Consider the following 24,576-nt stretch of genomic DNA (forward strand, 5'->3'; position numbering starts at 1 on the left):
GTTAATAACAATGAAAAAAATAATTTTAATTATAGTGATCGTATCGGCAATAATCTCTTCCTGTAGTAAGCTGGATTTACGTCCCGTAGATTCCTATTCATCAAGTACCTACTTTACCTCCCAGGCCGAAGCATTTACCAGCCTTTCGGCCTGCTATGCCCTTACCAATATGGGCGGCCAGTTTGAGGGCGGAAATAATTATTTCCTGGATGATATTACAGACAATGCATATTGTGGCTTTGATAATCAGATGGCATCCTATATTACACTGGGCACAGTTACACCTTCTCTGACAGGTAAGTATGCTGATTTTTATCTTACTTATTTCCCCTATACAGGTGTTGCGTCTGATAATTTTTTCCTGGCGAATATTGATAAAGTAACCATGGATAATGCACTCAAAGAACAATGGAAAGCCGAGGTCCGTTTTTTACGGGCGTTTGACTATGCCCGTAGATTTATGTTCTGGGGCGGCGTACCGCTGGTAACCACACCGCTCAATTTTGGTGATGAGTTAAAGATCCCAAGAACATCGGGGGATTCCATTGTTACCTTTTGCTTAAATGAGCTAAAGGAAGTGGCCGCTGTTCTTCCCGCCACAATTGATAACGCTGATGCCGCACGGGCTACTAAGGGAGCTGCTCTTTTGCTGAAAGCACGGTTAGAGCTATTTTATGCCGGGTTAAAAGCAGCAGGGCTTGCAGACGAGGTAACAGAACAGGGCGTACCGGATGCATCAGCAGCTGCAAAATATTATGCTGCCGCGGCAGAAGACGCTTTGGCTGTAATGAACCTGAATCAGTACGGTTTGTCTCCTGATTATGAAGGACTGTTCTGGGAGAAAAATCAGGGTACGCCCAACCGACAAAAAGAAGTAATACTGGAAGTGGCATATTCCTATCCTAATTACGGATCGGATCTGAGCGCTTTGTATACGTTAAAAGAAGGTGGATGGAATTCTGAAAGCCCAACGCAGGATATGGTTGATGAATACGAAACAAAGAATGGGCTGATGATCCATGATGATCCAACCTATAAGGCAGATAACCCTTATGTGAACAGGGATCCCCGTTTGTCTTATTCGGTAATTTATCCCGGAATGTACTGGAATGACCGCTATTTTAACAGCATTTCTCCGGCTGGCGGAGATGAGTACTATAACTCAAGTAATGGTAACCGCTCCAAGACCGGCTATTGTTTGAGAAAATATTGTGCGCCGCTCGCCGATCTGCTTCATGATCCGGGCAGTGATTATCAGGGGCTGAATTTTATTGTAATGCGTTATCCGGAAGTGTTGCTTACAAGGGCTGAAGCACTGATTGAGCTCAATCAGAACTTAGGCGAAGCAGCAGGCCTGATCAACCAGGTTCGGCAGCGGCCCGGCGTAAATATGCCTGTGATAACAGTAAGCGGGCAGGCTGCCCTGCGCGAAAGGGTTCGTCATGAACGCAGGATAGAGCTGGCATTTGAGGGTTTGCGGTGGTATGACCTGAAACGCTGGAAAATTGCGGAAAATAAAATGAACGGATCTGTTTATGGTGTACGCCCGGGCACAGTAAATGCCAGCACCGGAGCATTAACTTTTACCGGATCCAATATTACCGTTGGTGATCAACGGATATTTAAGGCAAACAGGGATTATTATTTTCCTATACCGCAAAAGGATATTGATATCAGCCCTATTCTGAAACAGAACCTTAACTGGTAGGAAAAGGAAATTTTCAATGGCGGAGCTGTTCCGGTTAAAGGAACAGCCCTTTTGCAGTTGACTACCCGGGGGATAATGCCGGTGGTTCAGAGAAAGCAGCTTCAGTAGTAAGCTGAAAGATCCCGGCGGAGAAAAGAAAATCAGCATACCTCTTAATAAAGGATTGCCCGGCAAAACTTCATTGCTCAAATTTGGCAATAGCCCATTCCATAAAGTTAAAATATTTAAGGAGGCTGTTTTCTACAGGATTTTGCTGGAGCGTTGTTATAATGGCAGTGAGCTTTTTCAGTTGCTGCCGGTTGCGGAATGCTGTTTGTAGCCAGGGGCGCAGCGCAATTGTTTTAAACAATAATTTTTCAATATTCGGTATCGGGGATTGCCGGGCTGCTGTAAAACGTTTGTAAGACCGGATCTCATAATCAAGATATTCCATGTCGTTTGACTCATAATGAAGCACTATATTAAAACATCTGCAAACATTATAAAAAATATTGTGATCCTGGCGGCTCGTAATTACGGGCGTCAGGATCTTTTTAGCCTTGCCGGGCTGCTGATTTTTGTAACAGATCAACGAATAATAAAAGAGCAGCAATAGCTGCTTCTGAGGTTGAACGGAAGGAAATTCATTACGCACCCAAACAGGTGTGGCCTGAATGCTTCCGTAGGCCTTCAGCCATTCACCCTTTATGATCAGTATCTCCAGCTCAAATAATAAAACCGTTTTTTTTATAAGGTAATTAAAGTAAGCTGGATATTTTTTATTTTCTAATAAAGACAGTTTATTGATAAAATATGGCATATGGTCGTATTGATGAACAGCCTTTAAATTTTCCAGTAGTCCATCCAGCGTGTCAAAATAATCTAACGGAGGATGTTGCAGCAATGCTTTATTCTTTTCAAATAAACTGTTAAGCAGGTAAAAGGTTTTCAGGGCAGCCGGATAGTTCCCGGTATAAGTAAAGTAAAAAGACTGGAACAGCAGGTGCAGCTTTTGGGATTCCGGATTTTGTTTTGCCCTGCTGTTAATGATTGCCAGCTCTTCCAGTAAAAGATCATTAAAGCAGCCCGGGTGGCCAGGCTTTCCCCGGGGCGCTGAACGAATAAGCCGGTATTTCAACAGCTCATACAGTGCGTAATGTTCCTGGAGGTTTCTTATATTTTTCAGCAGGTCGCGGGCTATTTGTTGCTCTGCAATAAGTTGCTTTTCTGAAATGTTTTTGAACTGTACTTCGGAAAGATAATTCAGCTCTTCTCTTTTAAGGAGGTACTTTAATAAAAGATCATCTATCGTGCCGTAACCGGATAGTAATTGCCGGGTCTGTTTTATCGCCTGGTTGGTCAGATTACGTTGCCGCAGCAGTTTAGCCTTCATGAGCCCTTGTATCAGGTGAAGCGATGCATCATTTTTAAGCTGGTTCCGGACAAGCATATCGCACAACAGTTTATGAAGGTACCGGGCTGATATATCCAGGGAGGAGGACGGATATGCTTTTTTGAAAGCAGCCTTTACAATAGCGGTGTTGCCTGATGCCGCAACCAGATCAAAAAGATATAAATAGACTTTTTCCTTCTGCTGTTTTTGGGCCATCAATTTAAACTGCCGTTTTTCGGCTGCAGATAAAGTATTGATCAGCTCTGATACAGAAATTAAATTCATAATTATTGTATTTTTCTGATTTTTTGCTTTTTAACTTATTGATATGTATATAATTGAGATATTCTGGTCTCAGATTTCGCTATTTGAAATTATTGAATTTGATTAAAATTAGTTTTAATTTTTTGTTTTAAAATGTTTAATTTTATTTTATAATTAAGCAGTTTGAAAGTATTTGACGGATATGCTTGCTCAAAAGATTGCGATTGTCGGAAGTACGAATACGGACATGGTGGTTATTGCAGACCGGATACCGGTACCCGGGGAAACTGTTCTTGCCAGTCATTTTTTTATGAATCCCGGTGATAAAGGCGCCCATCAGGAGATGGCAATAGCAAGGGGGTGGGGATATGCAAAATTTATTACAAAAGTAGGAAGTGATGTATTCGGGCGACAATCTTCCCGGTTATTTGATGAAGAGGGAATTGATGCGCGGTTTATACTGGAAGATTCCCAATTGCCTTCGGGAGTAGCATTGATTACGGTAGACAGGAGCAGGGAAAACAGCATTGTTGTAAACCAGGGAGGCAATGACGCATTACTGCCTGATGATTTTACAGATGAACTTTTGTTGGAACTGGAGCAATGCAAAATGGTGCTGATGCAATTTGAAATACCAACGCAAACAGTGCTTTTTGTAGCCCGGTATGCAGTATCCAAAGGACTTAAGGTAATCATCAACCCGGCTCCGGTACAGGAAATACCAGACGCCTGTTCCCTTATATAGATATTCTTACTTCAAACAGGATAGAAGCCGGGTTACTTACGGGAATGGATATAAAAGATCTGGCAGGTGTGCAGCAAGCTATAAGAATACTGGTGGCAAAAGGCATAAAAACAGTGGTCATTACACTTGGAGAAGAGGGAGCGCTGGTAGGGGATAATGGCAGGATCACATTGGTGTCGGAAGGTAAAGCCTGTAGATACAACTGCCGGAGGCGACATGTTTGATGGAGCATTGGTTGTGGTGCTGCTGAATGGAAAATTGATCATAGATGCAACGCGGTTTGCCTGTAAGACAAGTGCTGTTCCTGTAACAAGAGAAGAAGTGCAGACTTCCATTTCATATTACAATGAGGTTTTTATGAAATTATAACAACAGGAATAGAAAGACAGCAATGCTTTTTAACGATAATAAGGGCGTTATGCCTTTCAATAGCAGGCTGTCATTGTGTGCTGAAGGATCGCTGCCAATTGTAAGCGGTGTAGTACTATAACGGTTGTACGTTTGAATAAAAGCGGATTATTGACGTGTAGCCCGGCAGATTATTCAACATTCAGGTTTGACTGAAAAATTAGTAATATGATTTTTTATCTGGACTATATGTTGAAGGTATTGTTAGCATGTGCAGCAGCTTTTACAGCAGTGAGTGTTAGCAGGCGCTGGGATTCAAGCATGAGCTGCACGCATGCCTGTTCTATCTTGCTCTCCGGTCATTATACTTAAAAATATAAATATCCTTTATCATGTTTATACTCTTTTTATCAGGATGGGCCTTAATAATAAGGGCCGGAAGCGGATAACAGAAATAATACAATTTGTTAATGCTGTGTTTATGTGGTTTCATAATGCGGATAATATTTTTGCGACCGGAAAAGTGCGGCCTTAATAACAACAGTAAATTTTATAGATCTCATTAAACAGTTCATTTATAAAACCAAAAAGAAGTAAGATGCTCAGGGAAACAAGTTATACAAACTGTATAAAATCCTTCTGTCTTTTATGTACATTTTTATGTATTGCACTATGCAGTTTATCCCAGGATAAAGGCAAATCAATAAGTGGGGTTATCAGCGATAAAGCAGGCAACGCGGTGCCCAATGCCACGGTTGAGTTAAAAAACAGGGATAGTACTTTTTCAAAGCGGACTCTTGCAGATGAGCAGGGCCATTTTTCATTTTACAGACTGGAGCCGGGCGAATATGAGCTCCGGATATCTTCAGTGAGTTACGAGCCGCTGACAATAAAAAATGTACAATACAATGGTGTTCAGCCGTTACAGTTGTCCTATATGTTAGATCCTATTGCCAATCAGTTGAACGACATTGTTGTAGTGGGGTACGGAACTCAAAAGAAGATCAACCTTACGGGCGCTGTAGATCAGCTGAGCGGTGAGGCACTGGAAGGACGTGTGCAGCCCACCATTACACAGATGCTGCAAGGGGCAATACCGAACCTGAATGTAAATCCACTTGACGGAAAGCCTAACAGGGAGGTTTCATATAATATACGCGGAATGACCTCGATCGGGCAGGGAGGAAGTGCCCTGATATTGATAGATGGCGTTGAAGGCGATCCGGCTACACTAAACCCCAATGATGTGGAATCGGTTACAGCGCTGAAAGATGCAGCTTCTGCAGCCGTCTACGGATCTAAAGGAACATTCGGGGTAGTGCTCATTACTACCAAAAGCGCTAAAAAAGGCAAAACAACTGTTACTTATTCCGGAAGCGCTTCCCTGCAAAAAGAAGCCACCCGGCCGGATTTTGTAACGGATGGATATGAATATGCCACTCATTTTTATGAAGCGTATAACGCCTGGAACAATTATTCATCGGTACCGGCAAAACTGAATAAAACCCAGATTTTTACATTAGACTGGCTGGAAGAGTTTAAAAAAAGAAAGGAACAGGGAATCACGGACGAGGTTACGGTAGATGCTAATGGCAATTATGTGTACTATGGTAATGAAGATTATTATGGCGCACTGCTTAAGAAATCCACTTTTACCCAGCAGCATAATCTTTCTGTAAGCGGGAAGACAGATAAATTCGACTATTATTTATCGGGCCGTTATTTTAGCAGCGATGGTATTTATAACTATAACCCGGATCTGTACAAAAGCTATAGCATGCGCGCAAAACAGGGGCTGCAGGTAACAGACTGGTTGAAGATTTCAAATAATATGGATTATTCCTACTATTCTTACCGTGATCCCATTACAGCAGGGGAAGGAGGCGTTATCTGGAGAAACATTGCCGACGAGGGGCACCCTACATCACCTATTTTTAATCCGGATGGCACCTTCAGTTATTCAGCTGCATATACAGTAGGCGATTTTATCTACGGAAAAAATGTACGGAAAAATGCAGAATCCAATATCCGCAATACCACCAGCTTTGAAACAAAGTTCTTTAATAACAGTTTTCACATTAAAGGAGACTTTACCTTCCGTTCCCAAAAATATGAACTGACCCGGGTAAGGGTACCGGTGCCTTATAGTGTAAAAGAAGGCCAGATATTATATTTGGAAACAAGTACCAATGATAATATTTATACAGCAGATCAGCGCTGGAATTATTTAACAGCCAACCTGTATGCAGATTATGAGAAGCGTTTTGCAAAGCACTACGTAAAAGGGCTGCTGGGGTATAACTACGATCAAAGGGTATATGATTCAAAATATATTACCAAGAACGGGTTATTGTCGCCCGAAACAGAGAATATTAACCTGGCGCTGGGAAATTCCGTTACCGCAACAGGCGGGTATAATAAATACCGCACTTCAGGGCTCTTTTACCGGTTAAACTATATCTATGCTGAACGTTACCTGTTTGAAGTAAATGGCCGTTATGATGGGTCCTCTAAATTTCCCGGTAATGAGCAGTGGGGCTTCTTCCCTTCAGTATCAGCAGGGTGGCGTATTTCACGTGAACACTTCTGGAATGTGAGCCCTTCCTTTATTTCAGACCTGAAGCTGCGGGGGTCTTATGGTTCATTGGGAAATGGCAATATTGATCCGTACTCTTATTTAGAGCAATTTGCTATCAGCACTTCCGGCCGTATTTTAAACGGAGCTAAAAACCCCCAGACCAGCGCCCCGGGTGTTATTCCTGATAATCTGACCTGGGAAACCGCCCGGACTGCCAACTATGGGCTGGATATCGCATTCCTGAAAAACCGGCTTACATTTACGGGCGATTATTACATCCGGAAAACGCTAAATATGTATACAGTCGGCCAGACATTGCCGGATGTATTTGGCGCAAGTTCTCCCAAAGGAAACTATGCAGACCTGACCACAAAGGGCTTCGAACTTTCACTTGGGTATGCTGATTTTTTTATGGTAGCTAACAAGCCCTTTAACTATAATGTTAAAGCTACGCTGGCCGATAATCATTCGCGGATCGACCGGTATAACAATACAACCGGGAGCCTGAGCGACTATTATGTGGGGCAGCAGGTGGGTGAAATATGGGGCTATGTAACACAGGGGCTTTTTCAAAGCCAGGAGGAAATTGATAATGCGCCCAAGCAACCTGTTATTAAATCTTCCAATTCAGGAAAAATTTACCCTGGTGACATCCGTTTTGCAGATTTAGATAATAACGGGGTTATTGACTATGGCAATAATACCATATATGATCATGGTGATAAAAAAATAATAGGAAATAAATCACCGCGTTATCTGTACAGTTTTACCTTGAACCTTGATTGGAATAATATCTATTTTTCTGCGTTTGTTCAGGGAGTAGGTAAACAGGATTGGTATCCCAGTAATGAGTCCATTTTTTGGGGGCAGTACAACAGGCCTTATAATAATTTACCTACATGGCATTTGAATAATTACTGGACGGAAGAGAACCCCAACGGATATTTTCCGCGGTATGCGGGATATAACGAGTCATTAAAACTAAATCCCCAGACCAGATATCTGCAAAATGTTTCTTATACACGATTAAAGAATATTCAGATTGGCTATAGCCTGCCTGCTGCAATGGTGAAGAGAATGGGGCTTCAGGCTGTCAGGATTGGCCTTTCGGGCGAAAACCTGCTAACATGGTCGCCACTGTATAAGCGGACAAAAGATATTGATGTAACGAATATCGGAAACTCAGACCCGGATGTGAGCAGTGGTTACGGAGATGGGTTCAATTATCCCACCATGAAAAGTTACAGTCTGAATATTTTGCTTACACTATAAAAAGAAAAAGATGAAAAAGTTACTTTATATATTTTCGCTGTCAATGAGCATTTTCTCTTCCTGCCAGATGCAGGAACTGCCTGAGGCAACGGCATCTGTAAAAGATGTTTTTGGAAGCGAGAACGGAATGAAAACATATAGTTACTCTTTTTACAATATGCTTCCTTCCGGAACCAATGCCTATAAGATGGATGCGATGACTGATTACGGCGCTGTGAACTCTTTGGATGCTTTTATCCGGGAAGGGGCCTATAGCGCAGAAAACAGCACAGGCTGGGATTGGGCCAACCTCCGTAATGTTAATTACTTTATTCAGAACGCACAAAACGCCAATGTTACAGAAGCTGTAAAGAACAATTATCTCGGGATTGCTCATTTTTTCAGGGCGTATTTCTATCTGGATAAACTGACCCGTTTCGGAGATGTGCCCTGGATAGACCATCCGCTTCAGGTAACTGAAGAAGATATCCTGTATGGGAAAAGAGATCCGCGTACCGTTATTATTGATCATATTATTGAGGATCTTGATTTTGCTTATCAGAATATGACGGCTACCAGTTCTGATGGGTCTCTGATTACAAAATGGACGGCTTTGGGATTGAAGACAAGGGCTGCATTGTTTGAGGCTTCCTTCCGTAAATATCATACAGAGCTATCGCTTGCGAATACAGCCAATAAATATTACCAGTATGTAGTGGATGCTGCAACAGAGCTTATGGAAAAGGGGCCTTATACAATCTACAACGGGAGCGGCCCCCAGGCATCCCAGCGGCAGCTCTTCATTTCAGACAAACCGGTTACTTCAGAAGTAATGCTGGCGGTTGTGCTGAGCAAGGATCTGGCTGTTCTGGGAGATGCAAACTGGTGGTGGACCTCAGCTACATATGGCCCGCGTTACAGCCTGGTACGCCCTTTCATTAATACAATATTAAACAGGGATGGTACTCCTTATACCAGCAGGGCCGGCTACAAAACTGAAACTTTTTATCAGGAGTGTCAGAACAGGGACTTCCGCCTGAATCAACTCATTCGCACACCTGGCTATACCCGTAATGGCAGCGCTGCTCCTCCCAATTTTGCAAGCTATTCCTATACAGGCTACCAGCCGATAAAATACACACTGGATGACAGTTATTATGATAACGGAGGATATAATACCAACAACCTTCCCTTAATGCGGTATGCTGAAGTGCTGCTGAATTTTGCAGAGGCAAAGGCAGAACTGGGAACGCTTACAGATGAAGACTGGAGAAAATCTATCGGGGAGTTAAGAAAGCGGGCCGGTGTTACAGGTGGCTTAACCCAAAAGCCTACAGTTGTGGATACCTATCTGCAAAAAACATTTTTCCCGGATATTAATGACCCTGTGCTGTTAGAGATCCGCAGGGAGCGGCAGGTAGAACTGGCGCTGGAAGGATTCCGGTTTGACGATCTGAGGCGCTGGAAAAGAGGCGATTTAATGGCAACTATGGAGTGGAGCGGTATTTATGTACCGGCCTTAAATACGTTGATGGATTTAGATCAGGATGGAACTCCGGATGTTGTTTTTTATGACGGCTCACAGAGCGGACCAACTATTGAAGTGCCAAAGGGCTGTGCCAAGGTGCCTATAGGAGGAAAAAGTACCAATTACCAGACGCTTACAGCTGATAATCACCTGGAATGGTTTAAAACACAGACAAGGACCTGGTATGCGGATGGACGCCAGTATTATTATCCCATTCCTGCATCAGCAATTGTAAAAAATAATAACCTCACTCAGAATCCTGGATGGTAAATAATGACCGTCTGTTTTTATAAAATAAAAATTACAGCGCTCACAAGATGAAACACAGGAAAAATATTCATTTTCCTAATCTGACGGAGTGAATATGTTTTATGTGAAGCTTCACTGAAACTTCAGGATCGCTATTCAAACCATAAAAATATGCATATGAAAATACGAACGGTTGCTTTATACTCTTTACTGTATCTGTTGCTTTACGGAATACCGGTATGCAGCTTTGCGGAGTTAAAAACCGGTCCCGGTACCGGTGAGAGCAGTGAAAAAGTGTCTGTTATTCTGGATACGGATATGGGACCGGATTATGATGATGTAGGTGCCATAGCTATGCTGCATGCCTTTGCAGACAGTGGCTATGTAACTATTCTGGGAACAATTGCCAGCACAAAATATGAGGGTGTGGCAAGTGTGCTGAATATTTTCAATACTTATTTTCACCGGCCGGATATCCCGGTTGCGGTGCCCAGGCAATGGGCATATGCACAAAAGGATCAGCAGCACTGGACGGATTCATTAATTGCCAGATATCCGCACACCATAAAAACAAATGCTGAAGTGCCTGATGCGGTAAGCCTGTACCGGAAAATATTAGCCGGTCAGCCGGATAACAGCGTTACCATTATTACGGTCGGTTTTTTTACCAACCTGAACAATCTCATCCATTCTGCTCCGGATCAATATTCTGGGTTGAGTGGTATGCAGCTGATCAGGAAAAAAGTAAAGAACCTGGTAAGCATGGCCGGAAAATTCCCGGAAGGAAAAGAGTTCAATGTATATAAGGATGCTGCGGCTGCGTACGAACTTTTTAAAATATGGCCTAAGCCCGTACTGTTTACCGGCTGGGAGATCGGCCAGCAGATCAGAACAGGACTGAAGCTCATGAATGACGCTTCGATCCGTAACAGCCCGGTAAAAGATGTTTACAGGATAGCTATACCTCAGGCGGCATCTGACCGTAACGGTCGTATGAGCTGGGATCAGACTGCTGTTTTGATAGCTGTTAAAGGGTATAACGATTTCTTTGAAATACAAAAAGGCGCTGTTTGGATCGGAAAAGACGGAAGCAACAAATGGCAGAATAAGCCGGGGGGCATGGCCGCCTATGTTACACCCAAAATGCCTTATGACCGGCTTGCCGTATATATAGAGAAAGTGATGATGCATCAGCCAATGTAAATTGTTGCGGCATATTTGCACCGGCTCATTGTATCTGAAGAAGCAGTTCCTGTTTAAACGGAGCTGCCACACCGCCTTGAGCGGAGCAGTAACCCTTCCAAAGTGAAGGGCTTTTTTGTACCCTATAAAAAAGCCAATCTAATCATGCCGGGTTACAGAGCCTGTTGGTATAAAACTAATCCTTTGCGCAAGTGAGCCGGCATTGGTTACCATGTATTGAAAAACAATTACTTATTTCTCCGGTTTCGCTGATAAATTTTCATGCTGCTTATTTTTTTGTTTAATTACATTAATAAAATATTATTATTTGTTTAATTTTAGATTAAATTAATTTAATTATATTTAATTATCTTTATTTACCTTAAATTTGCTTTTGTTAACGGCAGCGCCTGTTAACTTTTTAATACCGGTAAAAAGACAACAAACTGTCCTTATTAGTATAGCACACCCTTTATCAATGTTTTTTGATACAGGATTATATGGATACTAAGAAAAAATTAGTAACTATTAAAAATTCAGGTCATCATGAAAAAAAACGACTGCTTTGCCATTGTTCAGCAGCAAAGTAATTTCCGGAAATTAACAGGCCACCGGCTGCTCTGTCTGTTAGGGCTCCTGTTTCTGACTGCATCTGCTGCTGCACAATCAAAAAAGATCACCGGAAAAATTACAGACGAACAAAACAAGCCTCTGGAAGGAGTAAGCGTTCGTCTGAAAGGCTCAGGATCGGGCACTGCCAGCAATGCCGAAGGTAATTATTCCCTGAATGTGCCTGGTACTACGGATGCATTGGTCTTCTCTATTGTGGGGTACCTTGAGAAAGAAGTGACCATTGGCAGCGCTCCTGTTATGAATGTTACGCTTCAAAAAGATGTTACCGGCTTAAACGAAGTAGTGGTAGTAGGGTATGGCACACAAAAGAAAGCCAATCTTACCGGTTCTGTTTCTGTTATTAACAGCGCCCAGATTGAAAGACGTCCCAATACTTCCACATCCAATGCGCTGCAAGGGCTGGCACCCGGTGTAACTGTTACATCGCAAACCGGTTCTCCGGGAGGAGATGGTGCGCAGATCCGCATCAGGGGGATCAACTCCTTTGGCGGATCCAGCAGTAACCCACTGGTAATTATTGATGGGGTAGCAGGATCCATTGATGATGTGGATGCCAACCTGATAGAATCCATATCGGTATTAAAGGATGCAGCTTCTTCAGCCATTTACGGTTCCAGGGCCGCCAATGGCGTTATATTGATCACTACCAAAAGGGCTAAGGACAAGCTCTCTGTAAACTATAAGGGCTTTATTGGCAAGCAAACACCAACGGCAATACCAAGGGTAACAGACGGGTTAACCTACATGCGTGTGTTCAATGACGCCAGCATGAATGATAATGGCACTACGATTTATAGTGACCAGGATATTGAGGATTTCAAACAGAAATATGAGGCAGATCCCAAAAATTACGATTGGCAGGACGCAATATTAAATGGTAGTGGATTAGAGCAGAACCATTTCATTTCTTTAGCTGCCAACAGCGGCATTATACGGGTAACCCCCTCATTCAGCTATACAGATCAGGAAGGGATCATTAAAAATACCAATTTCAAACGCTACATTTTTCGCAATAACCTGGATATAACACCCAATAAAAAATTCAGCATCAAGGCTGATATTGCTGTAACCAATAAAAACAGGAAGCAGATTGCTGATGAAGGAACGGTCTGGAATTACCTGGGCCGGATGCCTACCAATATTCCGATCCGCTATGGTGACCGGTGGTCCGATGGTTGGGTGAAAATTAATCCTGTAGGCTATATTGAAGATGGTGGCAACCGGAAGGCGAACAACCTGGAGTTCTATGGAAATCTTAGTGTGAACTACAAACCTGTAAACTGGTTGTCACTTACGGGAATGTTTGCCCCCCGCTACCTGACCAACAACGTTCACCTTTTCAGAAAAAGCGTAATGACGTATTATGAAGACGGATCAGAAGCAGGGGCAGCAAATACCTATACGGAGCTTACAGAGTCTGCATACAGATACTTTTATGGTACCTACCAGTTTCAGGCCACAGCGCAAAAAAGTTTTGGCAATCATAATTTCCGGTTAATGGCCGGAGCCTCCCGGGAAACCTATGATGAGAAGTACCTGTCGGGCTACAGAAGAGATTTCGTTTATGATAATTATGAGCAGCTGGCTGCCGGCGCTGATAATGCTACAAAAGATAATAACGGTACCGAGAACCAGTGGATACTGATATCCGGTTTTGGAAGATTCAATTATGACTTTAAGTCCAAATACCTTTTTGAAGCTAACTTAAGGTATGATGGTACATCCCGTTTCATTGGCGCTAACCGCTGGGCTGCATTCCCGTCTTTCTCTGCGGGATGGGTTATTTCCAAAGAAGATTTCTGGAAAAAAATCAGTCCGGTAATAAATATGCTTAAGGTCAGGGCTTCCTGGGGCAAACTGGGTAACCAGAACATCGGTTCTTCCTATTATCCTTTTGCGGAAGCCTTATCATTGGGCAGCGTTTCCATGGGAGGGAATATTTATCAGATGATTACCCAAACCACACTCTCCAATCCTGACCTTCGTTGGGAAGCAACCGTTATGAAAGGTATTGGAATAGATGCCGGCCTGTTCAACAAACTGTCAGTAACATTTGATTGGTATGATAAAAGAACAGATGGTATTCTTATGAAGTTGAACACTTCACAGCTTACCGGCCTGGCTTCCCCTTATCAGAATGCTGCTGTGGTAAGCAATAAAGGCTGGGAAGTTGCTGCAAGATATGATGATCAGTTTGGCGATTTTCAGTTAGGGGTGGGGGCAAACCTGTCTGATGTAAAGAATAAGATTATTGATATGAGGGGTCAGACCTCGGGCGACCTCCTGCGCCAGCAGGAAGGATATGCCATCAATTCTATCTATGGATATATAGCGGACGGCCTTTATCAGTCGCAGGAAGAAATTGATAACGGACCTGTGCAGATAGGCACACTAAAACCCGGTGATGTACGGTACAGGGATATAGCCGGTGCATTTGATGCAAGTGGTAATCCGATACCCGACGGAAAAATTACGGATGCGGATAAAGTGATCATCGGAAGCACTATTCCCCGTTATACCTATGGCGCCAACCTGGACCTGGGGTGGAGGGGAATACGCCTGAGTACGTTTTTGCAGGGCGTGGGAAAGGTGGATGGCTACCTGAACTCCCATTATGTAATTCCGGCGGTTAACTCCAGCGCTATCAAACCCTGGCAGCTGGATTACTGGACCCCGGAGAACACAGACGCGTCCCTGCCACGGGTATCCATTACGTCTACCAATAACACGCAAAATTCTACTTTGTGGATGAGAAGCGCCGCATATATGCGCCTTAAGAACCTTCAGCTGGGATATGAACTGCCCGCCGCATTTACAAAAAAGCTTGGCGTGCAGCAAGTATTTGTTTATGTAAACGGGCAAAATATTTTTACAAAGACCAGATTTTATGAGGGGTATGATCCTGAAATCAACTTCAATGCCAACGCCGCGGACGGAGTATCATTAGGTGGAGGCGACTACTATCCTCAGGTTAAGATTTACACATTTGGTATTGACATTAAATTCTAGAAAAATGAAACGCTTTACTAATATAACCAGGCTTGCAGCTGTAATATTGGCAACAATCGGGACCCTGAATTCCTGCAAACCGGATCTTGAATCGCTCAATGGCCCGTCTACGGGCACCTTTCCTGCCAATGCCAAAGAAGCGGAAATGGGATTATTCGGAGCTTATCAGAATATAAGCACGCTGGACGCTGCCAGCACGCCTATATGGCATGTAATGGATAATATAACGGATATAGGCTACGCCCGGCCGGGTACAAACTACACATCGCCAATCACCAGCGCTGTAACAACAGATAATGCTTTGGCAAATAAGCCCTGGCAGGTGCACTATCAAACGATTGCCCGTTGCCATACGGTGCTTGATAACCTGGAACGTATTAAGAGTTCCATGACGGATGATGACTATGGCCAGCTGGATGCAGAGCTGCGTTTTATCCGTGCGTACTGTTATTCTCAGCTAATCGAATTATATGGAGATGTGCCTTTGCTGACGCATGCGGTTGACCTGAACAATTCCAGTGTGCCCAGAACGCCAAAGGCGGAAATTGAGCAATTCCTGCTGGAAGAATTAACGCAGATAGCAGACAAGCTGCCTGTGTCACAGGCACAATATGGAAATGTAAGAGCTTCCCGTGTAGCTGCCTATATGCTGAAGGCAAGAGTGGCCCTGTATGCAAAAAGATATGCGGAGGCGGCCGAAGCCGCCAATACGGCGATTACGCTTTCTTCCGGTGTGTATGACCTGACCGATTTTAACAGTACGGTCAGTTATGCAGGTAAAGACCATACGGTTGGTGAGCCCGATTTATCCAATATTTATGGCCATGCCGGTTTTAAGACCAGTAAAGAGTGGATCTGGGTGGCAGAATACAACCAGACGATCCCCGGGAATACCCATAATCAGCAGTATTACTCGGCTTCACGCCTGGGTAAAGGCGTTTGTTACTGGGGGCCGACGCAGGACCTGATCAATACCTTCCAGTGTACAGACGGATTGCCCATTACAGAATCTCCCCTGTACGATGCTTCCAAACCATTTGAGCATCGTGATCCAAGGTTGGATATGTATTGCGCCCGTCCGCATGCCCGCTATGTAGGTTACCAGTTTGAGCCGGCTACCAGCTTTGCTACAGTAAAGAATTACTGGCCGGTTATTACGGGGCAGGCAGCTGCTCCTGCCAGTGTATCCAATGCTGATGCAACAAACGCCTACAGGTCTTTCAGTGGCTATCTTTGGCGTAAGCCGATAAATCTTGCTGACTATGCCACCACGTCTGTAAGCGGTGTATCGGATCTGAATGTGGGCATCTTTCGTTTTGCCGAGCTTTTACTGATCTATGCAGAGGCAAAGATCGAAGCTAATGAACTGGACAATACCGTATATGATGCCATCAACCGCATCCGCCACCGCGCACAGATGCCCGGTCTTCCCACCGGGTTATCGCAGGCGCAATTGCGCACGGCTTTGCGCTATGAACGTAAAGTAGAGCTGGCCGATGATGGCCTGAGGTGGTATGACCTGCGCCGCTGGGGCATTGCCAATAAGGTGATGAATGGTTATATATACCTGAACAGGGATGCAAAAGCATGGACAAAGGAGGTGCTGACCGGGTTTGACGAAAACTATACGCCCATTTACAATCATACGGAGGCTATTAAATATTTCACTACCCAGAAAGTGGTATACAAGGAGAACAAGGATGAATTGTGGCCGGTGCCGAAATCTGAAATGGATGCCAACAAACAATTAACGCAGAACCCGGGGTATTAATGAATTTTGAGCAAGGTGAAATTATTGTACAGAGATCATAATTGTATCAGATGAAAAAAAGACTTAGCCCTGAAAAAAGGCGCTGGTTGATTATCGCCATTATTTTTCTGGCCATCGTATTTAACTATATAGACAGGCAGATCGTATCCATATTAAAACCGGTGCTTAAGTCGGAGTTTGATTTGGATGACAGCGGCTATGCAATGATCCTGAATATTTTTACTGTTTGTTATGCAATAATGTACCCGGTTACAGGATGGTTGGTTGACCGGTTCGGAGCCCGCATCATAATGTTCTACGGAATTGTTACCTGGTCACTGGCCTGTATTGGCGGTGGTTTGTCCAAAACGATCGGCCAGTTCGGATTCTTCCGTGGATTACTTGGAACGGCGGAGCCTGTTAATTTTCCGGCGCAGCTAAAGGTGATTGCTGTATGGTTTCCCGGTAAGTTACGTGCTACCGCAAACAGTCTTTGCGTGGCAGGCAGCTCCATTGGAGCCATCATTGCGCCTCCCGTCATCGCGTGGCTGTCGCTCACTTACAACTGGCAGATCGCTTTTATTACGATGGGAGCTATTGGGGTGCTTATTGCAGTATCGTGGAAGCTGATCTACAGGGACCCTCCGGCATATATTCTTCAGGAGGCTACTGTTTCAGCAGCAGGAAAAACAACAGTTGAAGAATCATTTCAGTGGAAGCAGTTATGGGGCACCCGTAGCCTGTGGGGCATTTTGTTAATACGTTTTGTCAGTGATCCGGTATGGTATTTTTGCCTTTTCTGGCTGCCGGGCTATTTGCAGGAGGCCTCCGGGTTTACATTGGCGCAGGTAGGTATGATTGGCTGGATACCTTTTTTGTTTGCCGATTTAGGCGCTGTTGGTACTTCGGCGTGGTCCGATAGAATGGTAAGGAACGGCTGTGCTCCGTTAAAGGCAAGAAAACGGATGCTCACCCGTGTTGCTGTTCTGGGCCCTTTATGTGCGCTTACGCCTTATCTGGGTGGTACATGGTCCACATTGATTGTATTCAGTATTGTAGCTATTACCTGCCTGAGCTGGTTGTTTACAATCAGTGTAGTGGTAGCGGAGGCTTTTCCCGTAAAAAATGTGGCAAGCGTATTGGGCATTGCCGGCGGGTTTGGCGCATTAGGGGCCGTGCTTTTTAACTATTTTGTAGGACAGTTCATTGGCACACTGGGCGCCGGAAAAATATTCATTGCCATGGCCTTTTTGCATCCATTGGCAGTATTAATTTTGTGGACAATGGTGCGGCCCGAAAAACCATCCGGCCTCCTAATAAAAAACAGTAAATGAAAAGATAATATGTCAAAAACAATCACAGAGCCAACCAGGGAAATTGCGGTTCGGAAAGAAACAGACGTACTGGTAATTGGCGGAGGACCTTCTGGAATCATGGCAGCGTTGGCAGCTGCTGAGGATGGATTACAGGTAACGCTGGTAGAAAGCCGCAGCTTTGTTGGCGGTAATATGACGATTGGCCTTCCCATACTCGGGTTTCTTGGGCAGAAAGGGAACCAGATCATCAAAGGACTTCCGCAGCAATTCATTGACCGGTTAAAAACGGTGCAGGCAGCCAGTGAGCATCGCCCCTGCCCGCTGCACATGAGCCTTACGCTGGTAGAACCGGAAGCCGTAAAAACGGTAGCGCTGCAAATGCTGGTGGAAAGCAGGGTGGAAGTATTGTTCTATGCTTTTTGTGCGGGAGTGGTAATGGAGGGTGATGCGCTGAAAGGTGTGATTATCGAAAGCAAGGCAGGGCGTGAAGCCCTGTTGGCGAAAACCATTATAGATTGCAGTGGTGACGCTGATGTGGCTTACCGGGCAGGAGTGCCCTGCGAATACGGAAATGAACAGGGAGGTGTACAGCCTCCAACGCTGATGTTTTGTATGGGTGGGGTAGATACGGAAAAATTGCGCACAAGCATTGCCGAAGAGCCCAGAACATATCTGACCGATTTTATTCCCGCAGAATATTTTGGGCAGAACAACCAGTTTGTACTGGTAGGTATGCGCAACCTGGTAAAGAAAGCGCAGGATGCGGGATTAACGCTGACAACAGAACGTACTATTTTGATTACGGGATTGCGCAAGGGCGAAGTATGGGTAAATATGACCCGAGTAAACGGAGTAAATGGTACTGACCCCGGCAGCCTTACCTACGGAGAAATAGAGGGCAGGCACCAGATACAGGACATCCTGCAATACCTCATCGAATATGTTCCCGGATTTGAGCGGGCCTATTTCTTAAAAACGGCTCCTTTTCTCGGTATCAGGGAAACAAGGCGGATACAAGGGCTCTATACCATGACGCGGGAAGATATTATGACCTGCCGGCATTTTGATGATGCGATAGCCGTGGCCAGCTATCCGCTGGACATACACCATCCGCAGGGTGGTGGCTGTACCCTGGAATGGTGCGGTGATTGTTATGATATTCCCTATCGCTCACTCATCCCTCGGAAAATTAAAAACCTCATAGTTGCCGGGCGCTGCATTTCCACAACACATGAAGCCATGTCTGCCATCCGTGTAATGGCTCCCTGCATGGCAATGGGCGAAGCTGCCGGGCGTGCAGCAAAGATGGCTGTAAGAGAAGGCGTACAGCCGGCAGATATTAACGTAAAGAAACTGCAGGAGGAGTTGCTTGGTAAAGGCGCGTACCTGCGTATTCCTCCCGTCGAGCAGGTATCAGATAACTGATTTTTAAATAAACCCAGAAAATATGTCATCAGGTAGAAGACGTTTTTTAAAAGGCATTGGTGCTGCTGCATTGCTGCCGGTATTGCCTGCTTTTAGTAAGGAGGCAGGAAGTTCAGTTAGTAAAACGGGTACGCATCGCGTTCTGAGCTGTAATATCCGCGTGGCGCTTGATGAAGATGAAGCTCAGGGTGTGGGCTGGTCGGCACGCAGAGCTGTTTGCCTGAAGGTGATCGGAGATAAAAAGCCGGATATCGTTGGCCTGCAGGAAGTATTGAAAGTGCAGGCAGACGATCTCAGGAACCATTTTCCTTCTTACCAGTTATTTGGTTTTGAGGGACCCGAAATGGACCCGCATCCAACAGGTTATTACGGCATCGCAAAGAACCCGATCCTTTTTTCCAGGAACCGGTATGAGCTGCTCACAGGCGGTACTTACTGGCTTTCAGAATTTCCTCTGGTGGCAGGCAGCAAATCCTGGGAAACAGCCAGGGCCAGGCATGCAAACTGGGTACGTCTCAAAGAGAAAAAAACCGGTAAAGAATTAAGAATAATCAATCTGCACCTGGATCATATTTCGGCCGAAGCAAAAATACAGCAGGCAAAAATGGTAGTAACGGAAAGCGCACAGTACCTGCCGGAATTCACCCAGCTACTTACCGGCGATTTTAACAGCAGATTTGACAGCAAGGTGTTCGAGTCGGTACGGAACGCAGGCTGGAAAGAAAGTTATGAAACGATCCACGGAGAAAAAGAAGCCGGGTTTACCGGTCACGAATTTCAGGGCGTCGGTTATGACAAGGGCCCATCCAAAGGAAGAATTGATTACATCTGGTACAGGGGCAAAATACAACCGGCTGCTGCCACTATCATTAAAGACATGGTAAACGGGAAATACCCCAGCGATCATTTCTTTATGCAGACCGATTTTGTTATTGAATAAAACAGGAATAATGAAAAAAAGAATTTTTGGGTGCTTCCTCTTGTGTTTGCTGGGAACAATGGTTGCGTTTTCCCAGGATAATTATCAAAAACCTGCGCTGGAGCAGAAGGGATCCTGGACGCTGATTATGGTGCCTGATCTGCAGAATTATGTAAAATGGCAGCGGAATCAGCCGTTAATAGACCTTATGATGGCATGGATTGTAGACAATATTGATACGCTTAATATAAAGATGGTGATGGGCGTAGGCGATCTGGTAGAAAATGACGGAAAGATTACCAATGATTATGATGGTGATCAAACCTCAGAAAGCCAGTGGAAATATGTTTCCGGGGCCTTTGGTAAGCTGGATGGAAAAGTGCCGTATATCGCAGCAACGGGTAATCATGATTATAGTATCGACCGGCAGGGCAACCGTACATCGCATTACAGCCGGTTTTTTACCGCTGAAAAAAATCATCTGAACCATAAATTGCTTGTTCAGAATACAAGAAATGAACAGGGGCAGCCCACACTGGAAAATGCCGCTTATGAAATAAAAGGATTGAACGGTAAAGACTATCTGTTTATGACCGTGGAGGATGGCCCGAGGGATACAGTGCTTACATGGGCAAAGAACATAGCAGCTCTTCAGCAATACAGGAACCATCGGGTGATCCTGGCCACGCATGAATTTTTAAATGCAAAGGACAAGCGCACTACCGGCGCAGTCAACTGGATCTGGTGGGAGCCGTATAACGTTAATAATATGATTCAGAAGTCGCCACGGATCAAATTGCCTGATGCTAACAACGGACAGCAGATCTGGGAAAAAGCTGTGCAGCCTTCTTCCAATATTGAGCTGGTATTGTGCGGTCATATTTCCGGGGAAGGGTATCGGAAAGATAAGAATGCCGCGGGCAAAACAGTTCACCAGTTGTTGTTTGATGCACAGTCAATGGGAGGCGGGCACCGGTATGGTAATGGCGGCGATGGCTGGCTGCGTATTCTTGAATTTTTTCCTGATGGGAAGATGGTGAAAGTAAGAACCTTTTCACCCCTGTTCGGAATTTCTCCTGCCTCACAGCCGTTTGCATGGAAAAGAGATGCCCGGAATGAATTTATATTCAGGTTTGACTGATCCTTCCCCGGCCTAGCTTATAATCATTTTAATGCCTTTGTCTTCAAATTGATTAACCAGGTGCGCCGGTATTTTGTCATCGGTAACAATATAGTTCACCTGCTCAATAGAACATATTTTTGCCACGCCCCGGCGGTTAAACTTTGAGCTGTCTGCCAATAATATTAAAGTTTGGGCGGTGTCAATCATTTTCCTGTTTAATGTAGCTTCCGTCAAATTGGAAATCGTGGCCCCATGGTCCAGGTCGATACCGTCAACTCCAAGAAAAAGCAGCTCGCATGAAATATCATCCAATGTGTGGAGGGCATACCCGCCGGCTACTGACGATGAGTTCGGCCTTATAATACCGCCCAGTTGTAATACTTCAACGTTGTTCCGGTTACTCAGCTCCAGGCCAACTTTAAGGGCCGGAGTAATAACCGTTATTTTATTTTGAGGATGCAGCACGGTGGACAGTGTAAACGCAGTAGTGCCGGAACCGATCATGATGGAATCGGCATTTTTGATCAGGCCTAAAGCTGCTTTTGCAATTCTTTTCTTTTCGTCAATATTGATAAATTCTTTTTCGTTAATAGATTTATCTCCTGCATAAGGATTGGTGATGGAAGCGCCGCCTTTTGTGCGGAATAGCAGGTTCTTTTCTTCCAGCATTTTCAGGTCCTTTCGGATCGTTACGCCCGATACTTTCATTTCGCTGGCTAAATCATCGATGCTCAGTTTTCCTTTTTTGTTGATCTTGTTTAAAATATACTCGTGCCTTTCAGTGATTGTTCTTGTTGCCATTTTACAGAAAATTTAAAGCGGATATAAAATTGCCGATTTTTAATTTAATTTTTATTTTTAAAAATGTTTAAATATATTTATTTTTGTTTAAATTCCTTGCATAATATGAATAATCATTTAAATTCGGTTGGTTTTTTTGCCAAAACTGGGCTGCCCAAAAACCTCGCCTGGGGATATCTGGGCATTCTCATTTTTATGATGGGAGACGGAGTGGAACAGGGCTGGTTAAGCCCTTATCTGATCCACGACCGGGGGCTGACCATTGAGCAGTCTGCAACACTTTTTAGCGTATATGGTCTTACTGTAGCCATTTCCTCTTTTCTTTCCGGCATCCTGGCAGAGGGCCTGGGGGTTCGTAAAGCAATGTGGACCGGCTTTTTTCTTTTTATGGCAGGCACTTTCGGGTTTGTGGGCCTGGGATTGAAAGAACTGGATTTTAATGTGATGTTACTGACCTATGCCATCCGGGGATTCGGGTATCCGCTCTTTGCCTATACCTTTCTTGTATGGATCACCTACCGCATACCACAAACGAAACTGGGTACGGCAGTAGGATGGTTCTGGTTTGTGTTTACAGGCGGATTGAATGTGTTTGGAGCCTATTATTCCAGCTGGGCGATTGGCCGGTTGGGGCATATCAATACTTTGTGGACATCACTTTTCTGGGTTTCCCTGGGAACTCTTTTTGCATTGCTGATCAACAGGGACCGGATTGAAAGAACCCGCAGTAAGGACAAGCTAAGGGAACTGGCGGACAGCATTAAGATAGCTGTAAATGAGCCCAAGGTATTCCTGGGCGGCATTGTGCGTACTATCAATACAACGGCCCAGTTTGCCTTCCCGGTTTTTATGCCGATCTATTTTGAAAAATATGGCTTTTCTACAAGTGACTGGCTAAAGATCTGGGGAACCATTTTTACAGCAAATATTGTGTTCAACCTCATCTTTGGTTTTGTAGGAGACCGGCTCGGATGGCGCAGAACCATATCTCTGTTTGGCGGCATAGGCTGTGGCATTACCACGCTGCTTTTTTACTATTCTCCCCGGCTATCTAATGGCAATTTTTATATCGTACTGATAAGTGGTGTGTTATGGGGCGCGTTGCTGGCCGGGTATGTGCCTTTGTCCGCGTTAGTGCCCTCACTTGTATCAAAAGGAAAAGGCGCTGCAATGGCTTTTCTGAACCTGGGGGCGGGGCTTTCAGTATTTGCGGGTCCCCTGATAGTGCGTCTTTTCATAGGCCCCGCGGGCAATGCGGGCGTCATCTGGATTCTGGCTATTTTATATTTTCTCAGCGCATTGCTGACCCGGTTTATAACCCTTCCAAAAACAACGGGCAGTGAACCCGGTCAGGAATTAAAAACAGCAACCATTTAAATCACATCAATTTTATATGACTATTTTAATTACAGCGCCTTATAACGAAGCAGGGCGGCGCCAGCTGGAATCCTGCTTTGGAACGGTTATTTACAGGGTATGGAAGGAAAACGGGCGTGCTTTTAACGCAGCAGAACTCAACCAACTGCTGGATGAAACACGGGCGGATGCATTAATTACGGAACATGATGAGGTAAGCGAGGACGTGATCCGCAAACATCCGAAGTTAAAGTTTATCGGGGTATGCAGGGGAACACCGTCCAATGTATCCGTAGATACAGCAAAAGAGCTGGGCATTGAAGTATTTCACACCCCTGCCCGGAACGCCCAGGCGGTGGCCGAGTTATTTATTGCAAACGTGATCACTTTTTTAAGGAATACCCTTCCAGGTATCAACTGGCTGAAAGGGCGTAACTGGCAGAAAGGGGCACATGCCTCTTATTTGCAGTTCAAAGGGAATGAACTGGCGGGCAGGACCATTGGCATGGTGGGGTTCGGTGCTGTAGGCCAGCATATCGCAAGGCTGGCGGCCGCTTTTCCCTGCAGGATCCGGTATTATGATCCTTTCATAAAAGAAGCATTTAATGACTATACGCCGGTTTCATTGGAAACAATATTTGCAGAGAGTGACATTGTTTCGATCCACCTGCCGGTAAATCCGTCAACGATCGGTATGATCAATAAACGGTTGATCGGCCTGATGCCGCCGCATGCGCTTTTTGTGAATACGGCCAGGGCCAGCGTTGTGAACCGTGACGACCTGCTGGAAGCGATCGAAGGCAATAAGATCCGTGGGGCCATCCTTGATGTATTTGATAATGAACCACCGGATGCAGTGGATTACCGGTTAATTGACCACCCGAATGTATTGGCAACACCACATACGGCAGGTGCTACTGAGGAAGTAGAAGACCACCATGTTGCCATCCTTAATGAAAAATTATTAAGCTGGGCAAAAACGCAACCGGCGAATGCACTACATTTATCCAATCAGTAAC

Annotated in this window: 17 protein-coding genes; 15 read left to right on the forward strand and 2 right to left on the reverse strand. The window is 44.7% G+C overall.

Annotated elements, in window-relative coordinates; genetic code table 11:
- Positions 1-10 precede the first annotated feature (10 nt).
- Entirely contained in the window at positions 11-1,708 is a 1,698-nt protein-coding gene (locus A8C56_RS04200; protein WP_067752453.1) for a RagB/SusD family nutrient uptake outer membrane protein, read from the forward strand.
- 178 nt (positions 1,709-1,886) lie between these two features.
- On the opposite strand, the gene A8C56_RS04205 is transcribed toward A8C56_RS04200, so the two are convergent.
- Positions 1,887-3,365 carry a hypothetical protein gene (locus tag A8C56_RS04205; RefSeq protein ID WP_067752456.1) on the reverse strand — a complete coding sequence of 493 codons (1,479 nt, stop codon included), beginning with the start codon at positions 3,363-3,365 and terminating at the stop codon, positions 1,887-1,889.
- Positions 3,366-3,546: 181 nt separating this feature from the next.
- Here A8C56_RS04205 and A8C56_RS25230 point away from each other — a divergent pair, with 181 nt between their 5' ends.
- The 12 genes from A8C56_RS25230 to A8C56_RS04255 all read left to right on the forward strand — a co-directional run bounded on the left by A8C56_RS25230 (position 3,547) and on the right by A8C56_RS04255 (position 21,418).
- Positions 3,547-4,089: a PfkB family carbohydrate kinase gene (locus A8C56_RS25230; protein ID WP_218917240.1), complete on the forward strand. Its 543-nt coding sequence runs from the start codon at positions 3,547-3,549 to the stop codon at positions 4,087-4,089.
- 20 nt (positions 4,090-4,109) lie between these two features.
- Positions 4,110-4,313 carry a PfkB family carbohydrate kinase gene (locus tag A8C56_RS25235; protein WP_262492647.1) on the forward strand — a complete coding sequence of 68 codons (204 nt, stop codon included), beginning with the start codon at positions 4,110-4,112 and terminating at the stop codon, positions 4,311-4,313.
- Positions 4,306-4,458, forward strand: coding sequence for a hypothetical protein (locus A8C56_RS25450; protein WP_394330808.1), 153 nt, complete (start codon positions 4,306-4,308; stop codon positions 4,456-4,458). Before A8C56_RS25235 ends, A8C56_RS25450 begins: the two co-directional genes overlap by 8 nt.
- A gap of 577 nt (positions 4,459-5,035) precedes the next feature.
- Positions 5,036-8,287, forward strand: a complete 3,252-nt coding sequence (locus A8C56_RS04215; protein ID WP_067752459.1) for a SusC/RagA family TonB-linked outer membrane protein — start codon at positions 5,036-5,038, stop codon at positions 8,285-8,287.
- A gap of 10 nt (positions 8,288-8,297) precedes the next feature.
- Positions 8,298-10,064, forward strand: coding sequence for a RagB/SusD family nutrient uptake outer membrane protein (locus A8C56_RS04220; RefSeq protein WP_067752462.1), 1,767 nt, complete (start codon positions 8,298-8,300; stop codon positions 10,062-10,064).
- 156 nt (positions 10,065-10,220) lie between these two features.
- Positions 10,221-11,246: a nucleoside hydrolase gene (locus tag A8C56_RS04225; RefSeq protein ID WP_084490005.1), complete on the forward strand. Its 1,026-nt coding sequence runs from the start codon at positions 10,221-10,223 to the stop codon at positions 11,244-11,246.
- A 525-nt stretch (positions 11,247-11,771) separates the two neighbouring features.
- A complete protein-coding gene (locus A8C56_RS04230) occupies positions 11,772-14,867 on the forward strand; it encodes a SusC/RagA family TonB-linked outer membrane protein (protein ID WP_084490007.1) in 3,096 nt (1,031 codons plus the stop codon).
- 4 nt (positions 14,868-14,871) lie between these two features.
- Complete coding sequence (locus tag A8C56_RS04235; protein WP_067752465.1) at positions 14,872-16,638, forward strand: RagB/SusD family nutrient uptake outer membrane protein; 1,767 nt, start codon at positions 14,872-14,874, stop codon at positions 16,636-16,638.
- A gap of 50 nt (positions 16,639-16,688) precedes the next feature.
- A complete protein-coding gene (locus tag A8C56_RS04240) occupies positions 16,689-17,951 on the forward strand; it encodes an MFS transporter (protein ID WP_067752468.1) in 1,263 nt (420 codons plus the stop codon).
- A 9-nt stretch (positions 17,952-17,960) separates the two neighbouring features.
- On the forward strand, positions 17,961-19,358 hold the full coding sequence (locus tag A8C56_RS04245; protein WP_067752470.1) for an FAD-dependent oxidoreductase: 1,398 nt from the start codon (positions 17,961-17,963) through the stop codon (positions 19,356-19,358).
- Positions 19,359-19,380: 22 nt separating this feature from the next.
- Positions 19,381-20,298 carry an endonuclease/exonuclease/phosphatase family protein gene (locus A8C56_RS04250; protein ID WP_067752473.1) on the forward strand — a complete coding sequence of 306 codons (918 nt, stop codon included), beginning with the start codon at positions 19,381-19,383 and terminating at the stop codon, positions 20,296-20,298.
- A 10-nt stretch (positions 20,299-20,308) separates the two neighbouring features.
- On the forward strand, positions 20,309-21,418 hold the full coding sequence (locus A8C56_RS04255) for a metallophosphoesterase family protein (RefSeq protein WP_067752476.1): 1,110 nt from the start codon (positions 20,309-20,311) through the stop codon (positions 21,416-21,418).
- A 12-nt stretch (positions 21,419-21,430) separates the two neighbouring features.
- On the opposite strand, the gene A8C56_RS04260 is transcribed toward A8C56_RS04255, so the two are convergent.
- On the reverse strand, positions 21,431-22,201 hold the full coding sequence (locus A8C56_RS04260) for a DeoR/GlpR family DNA-binding transcription regulator (RefSeq protein ID WP_067752480.1): 771 nt from the start codon (positions 22,199-22,201) through the stop codon (positions 21,431-21,433).
- Positions 22,202-22,306: 105 nt separating this feature from the next.
- Here A8C56_RS04260 and A8C56_RS04265 point away from each other — a divergent pair, with 105 nt between their 5' ends.
- Both A8C56_RS04265 and A8C56_RS04270 read left to right on the forward strand, forming a co-directional pair.
- Positions 22,307-23,578, forward strand: a complete 1,272-nt coding sequence (locus A8C56_RS04265) for an MFS transporter (RefSeq protein ID WP_067761586.1) — start codon at positions 22,307-22,309, stop codon at positions 23,576-23,578.
- A 16-nt stretch (positions 23,579-23,594) separates the two neighbouring features.
- The gene (locus A8C56_RS04270; protein ID WP_067752483.1) at positions 23,595-24,575 is read left to right on the forward strand and encodes an NAD(P)-dependent oxidoreductase; all 981 of its coding nucleotides are present in this window, start codon (positions 23,595-23,597) and stop codon (positions 24,573-24,575) included.
- Position 24,576: the final 1 nt, after the last annotated feature.

The organism is Niabella ginsenosidivorans (genome assembly GCF_001654455.1).
Taxonomy (GTDB): Bacteria; Bacteroidota; Bacteroidia; order Chitinophagales; family Chitinophagaceae; genus Niabella; species Niabella ginsenosidivorans.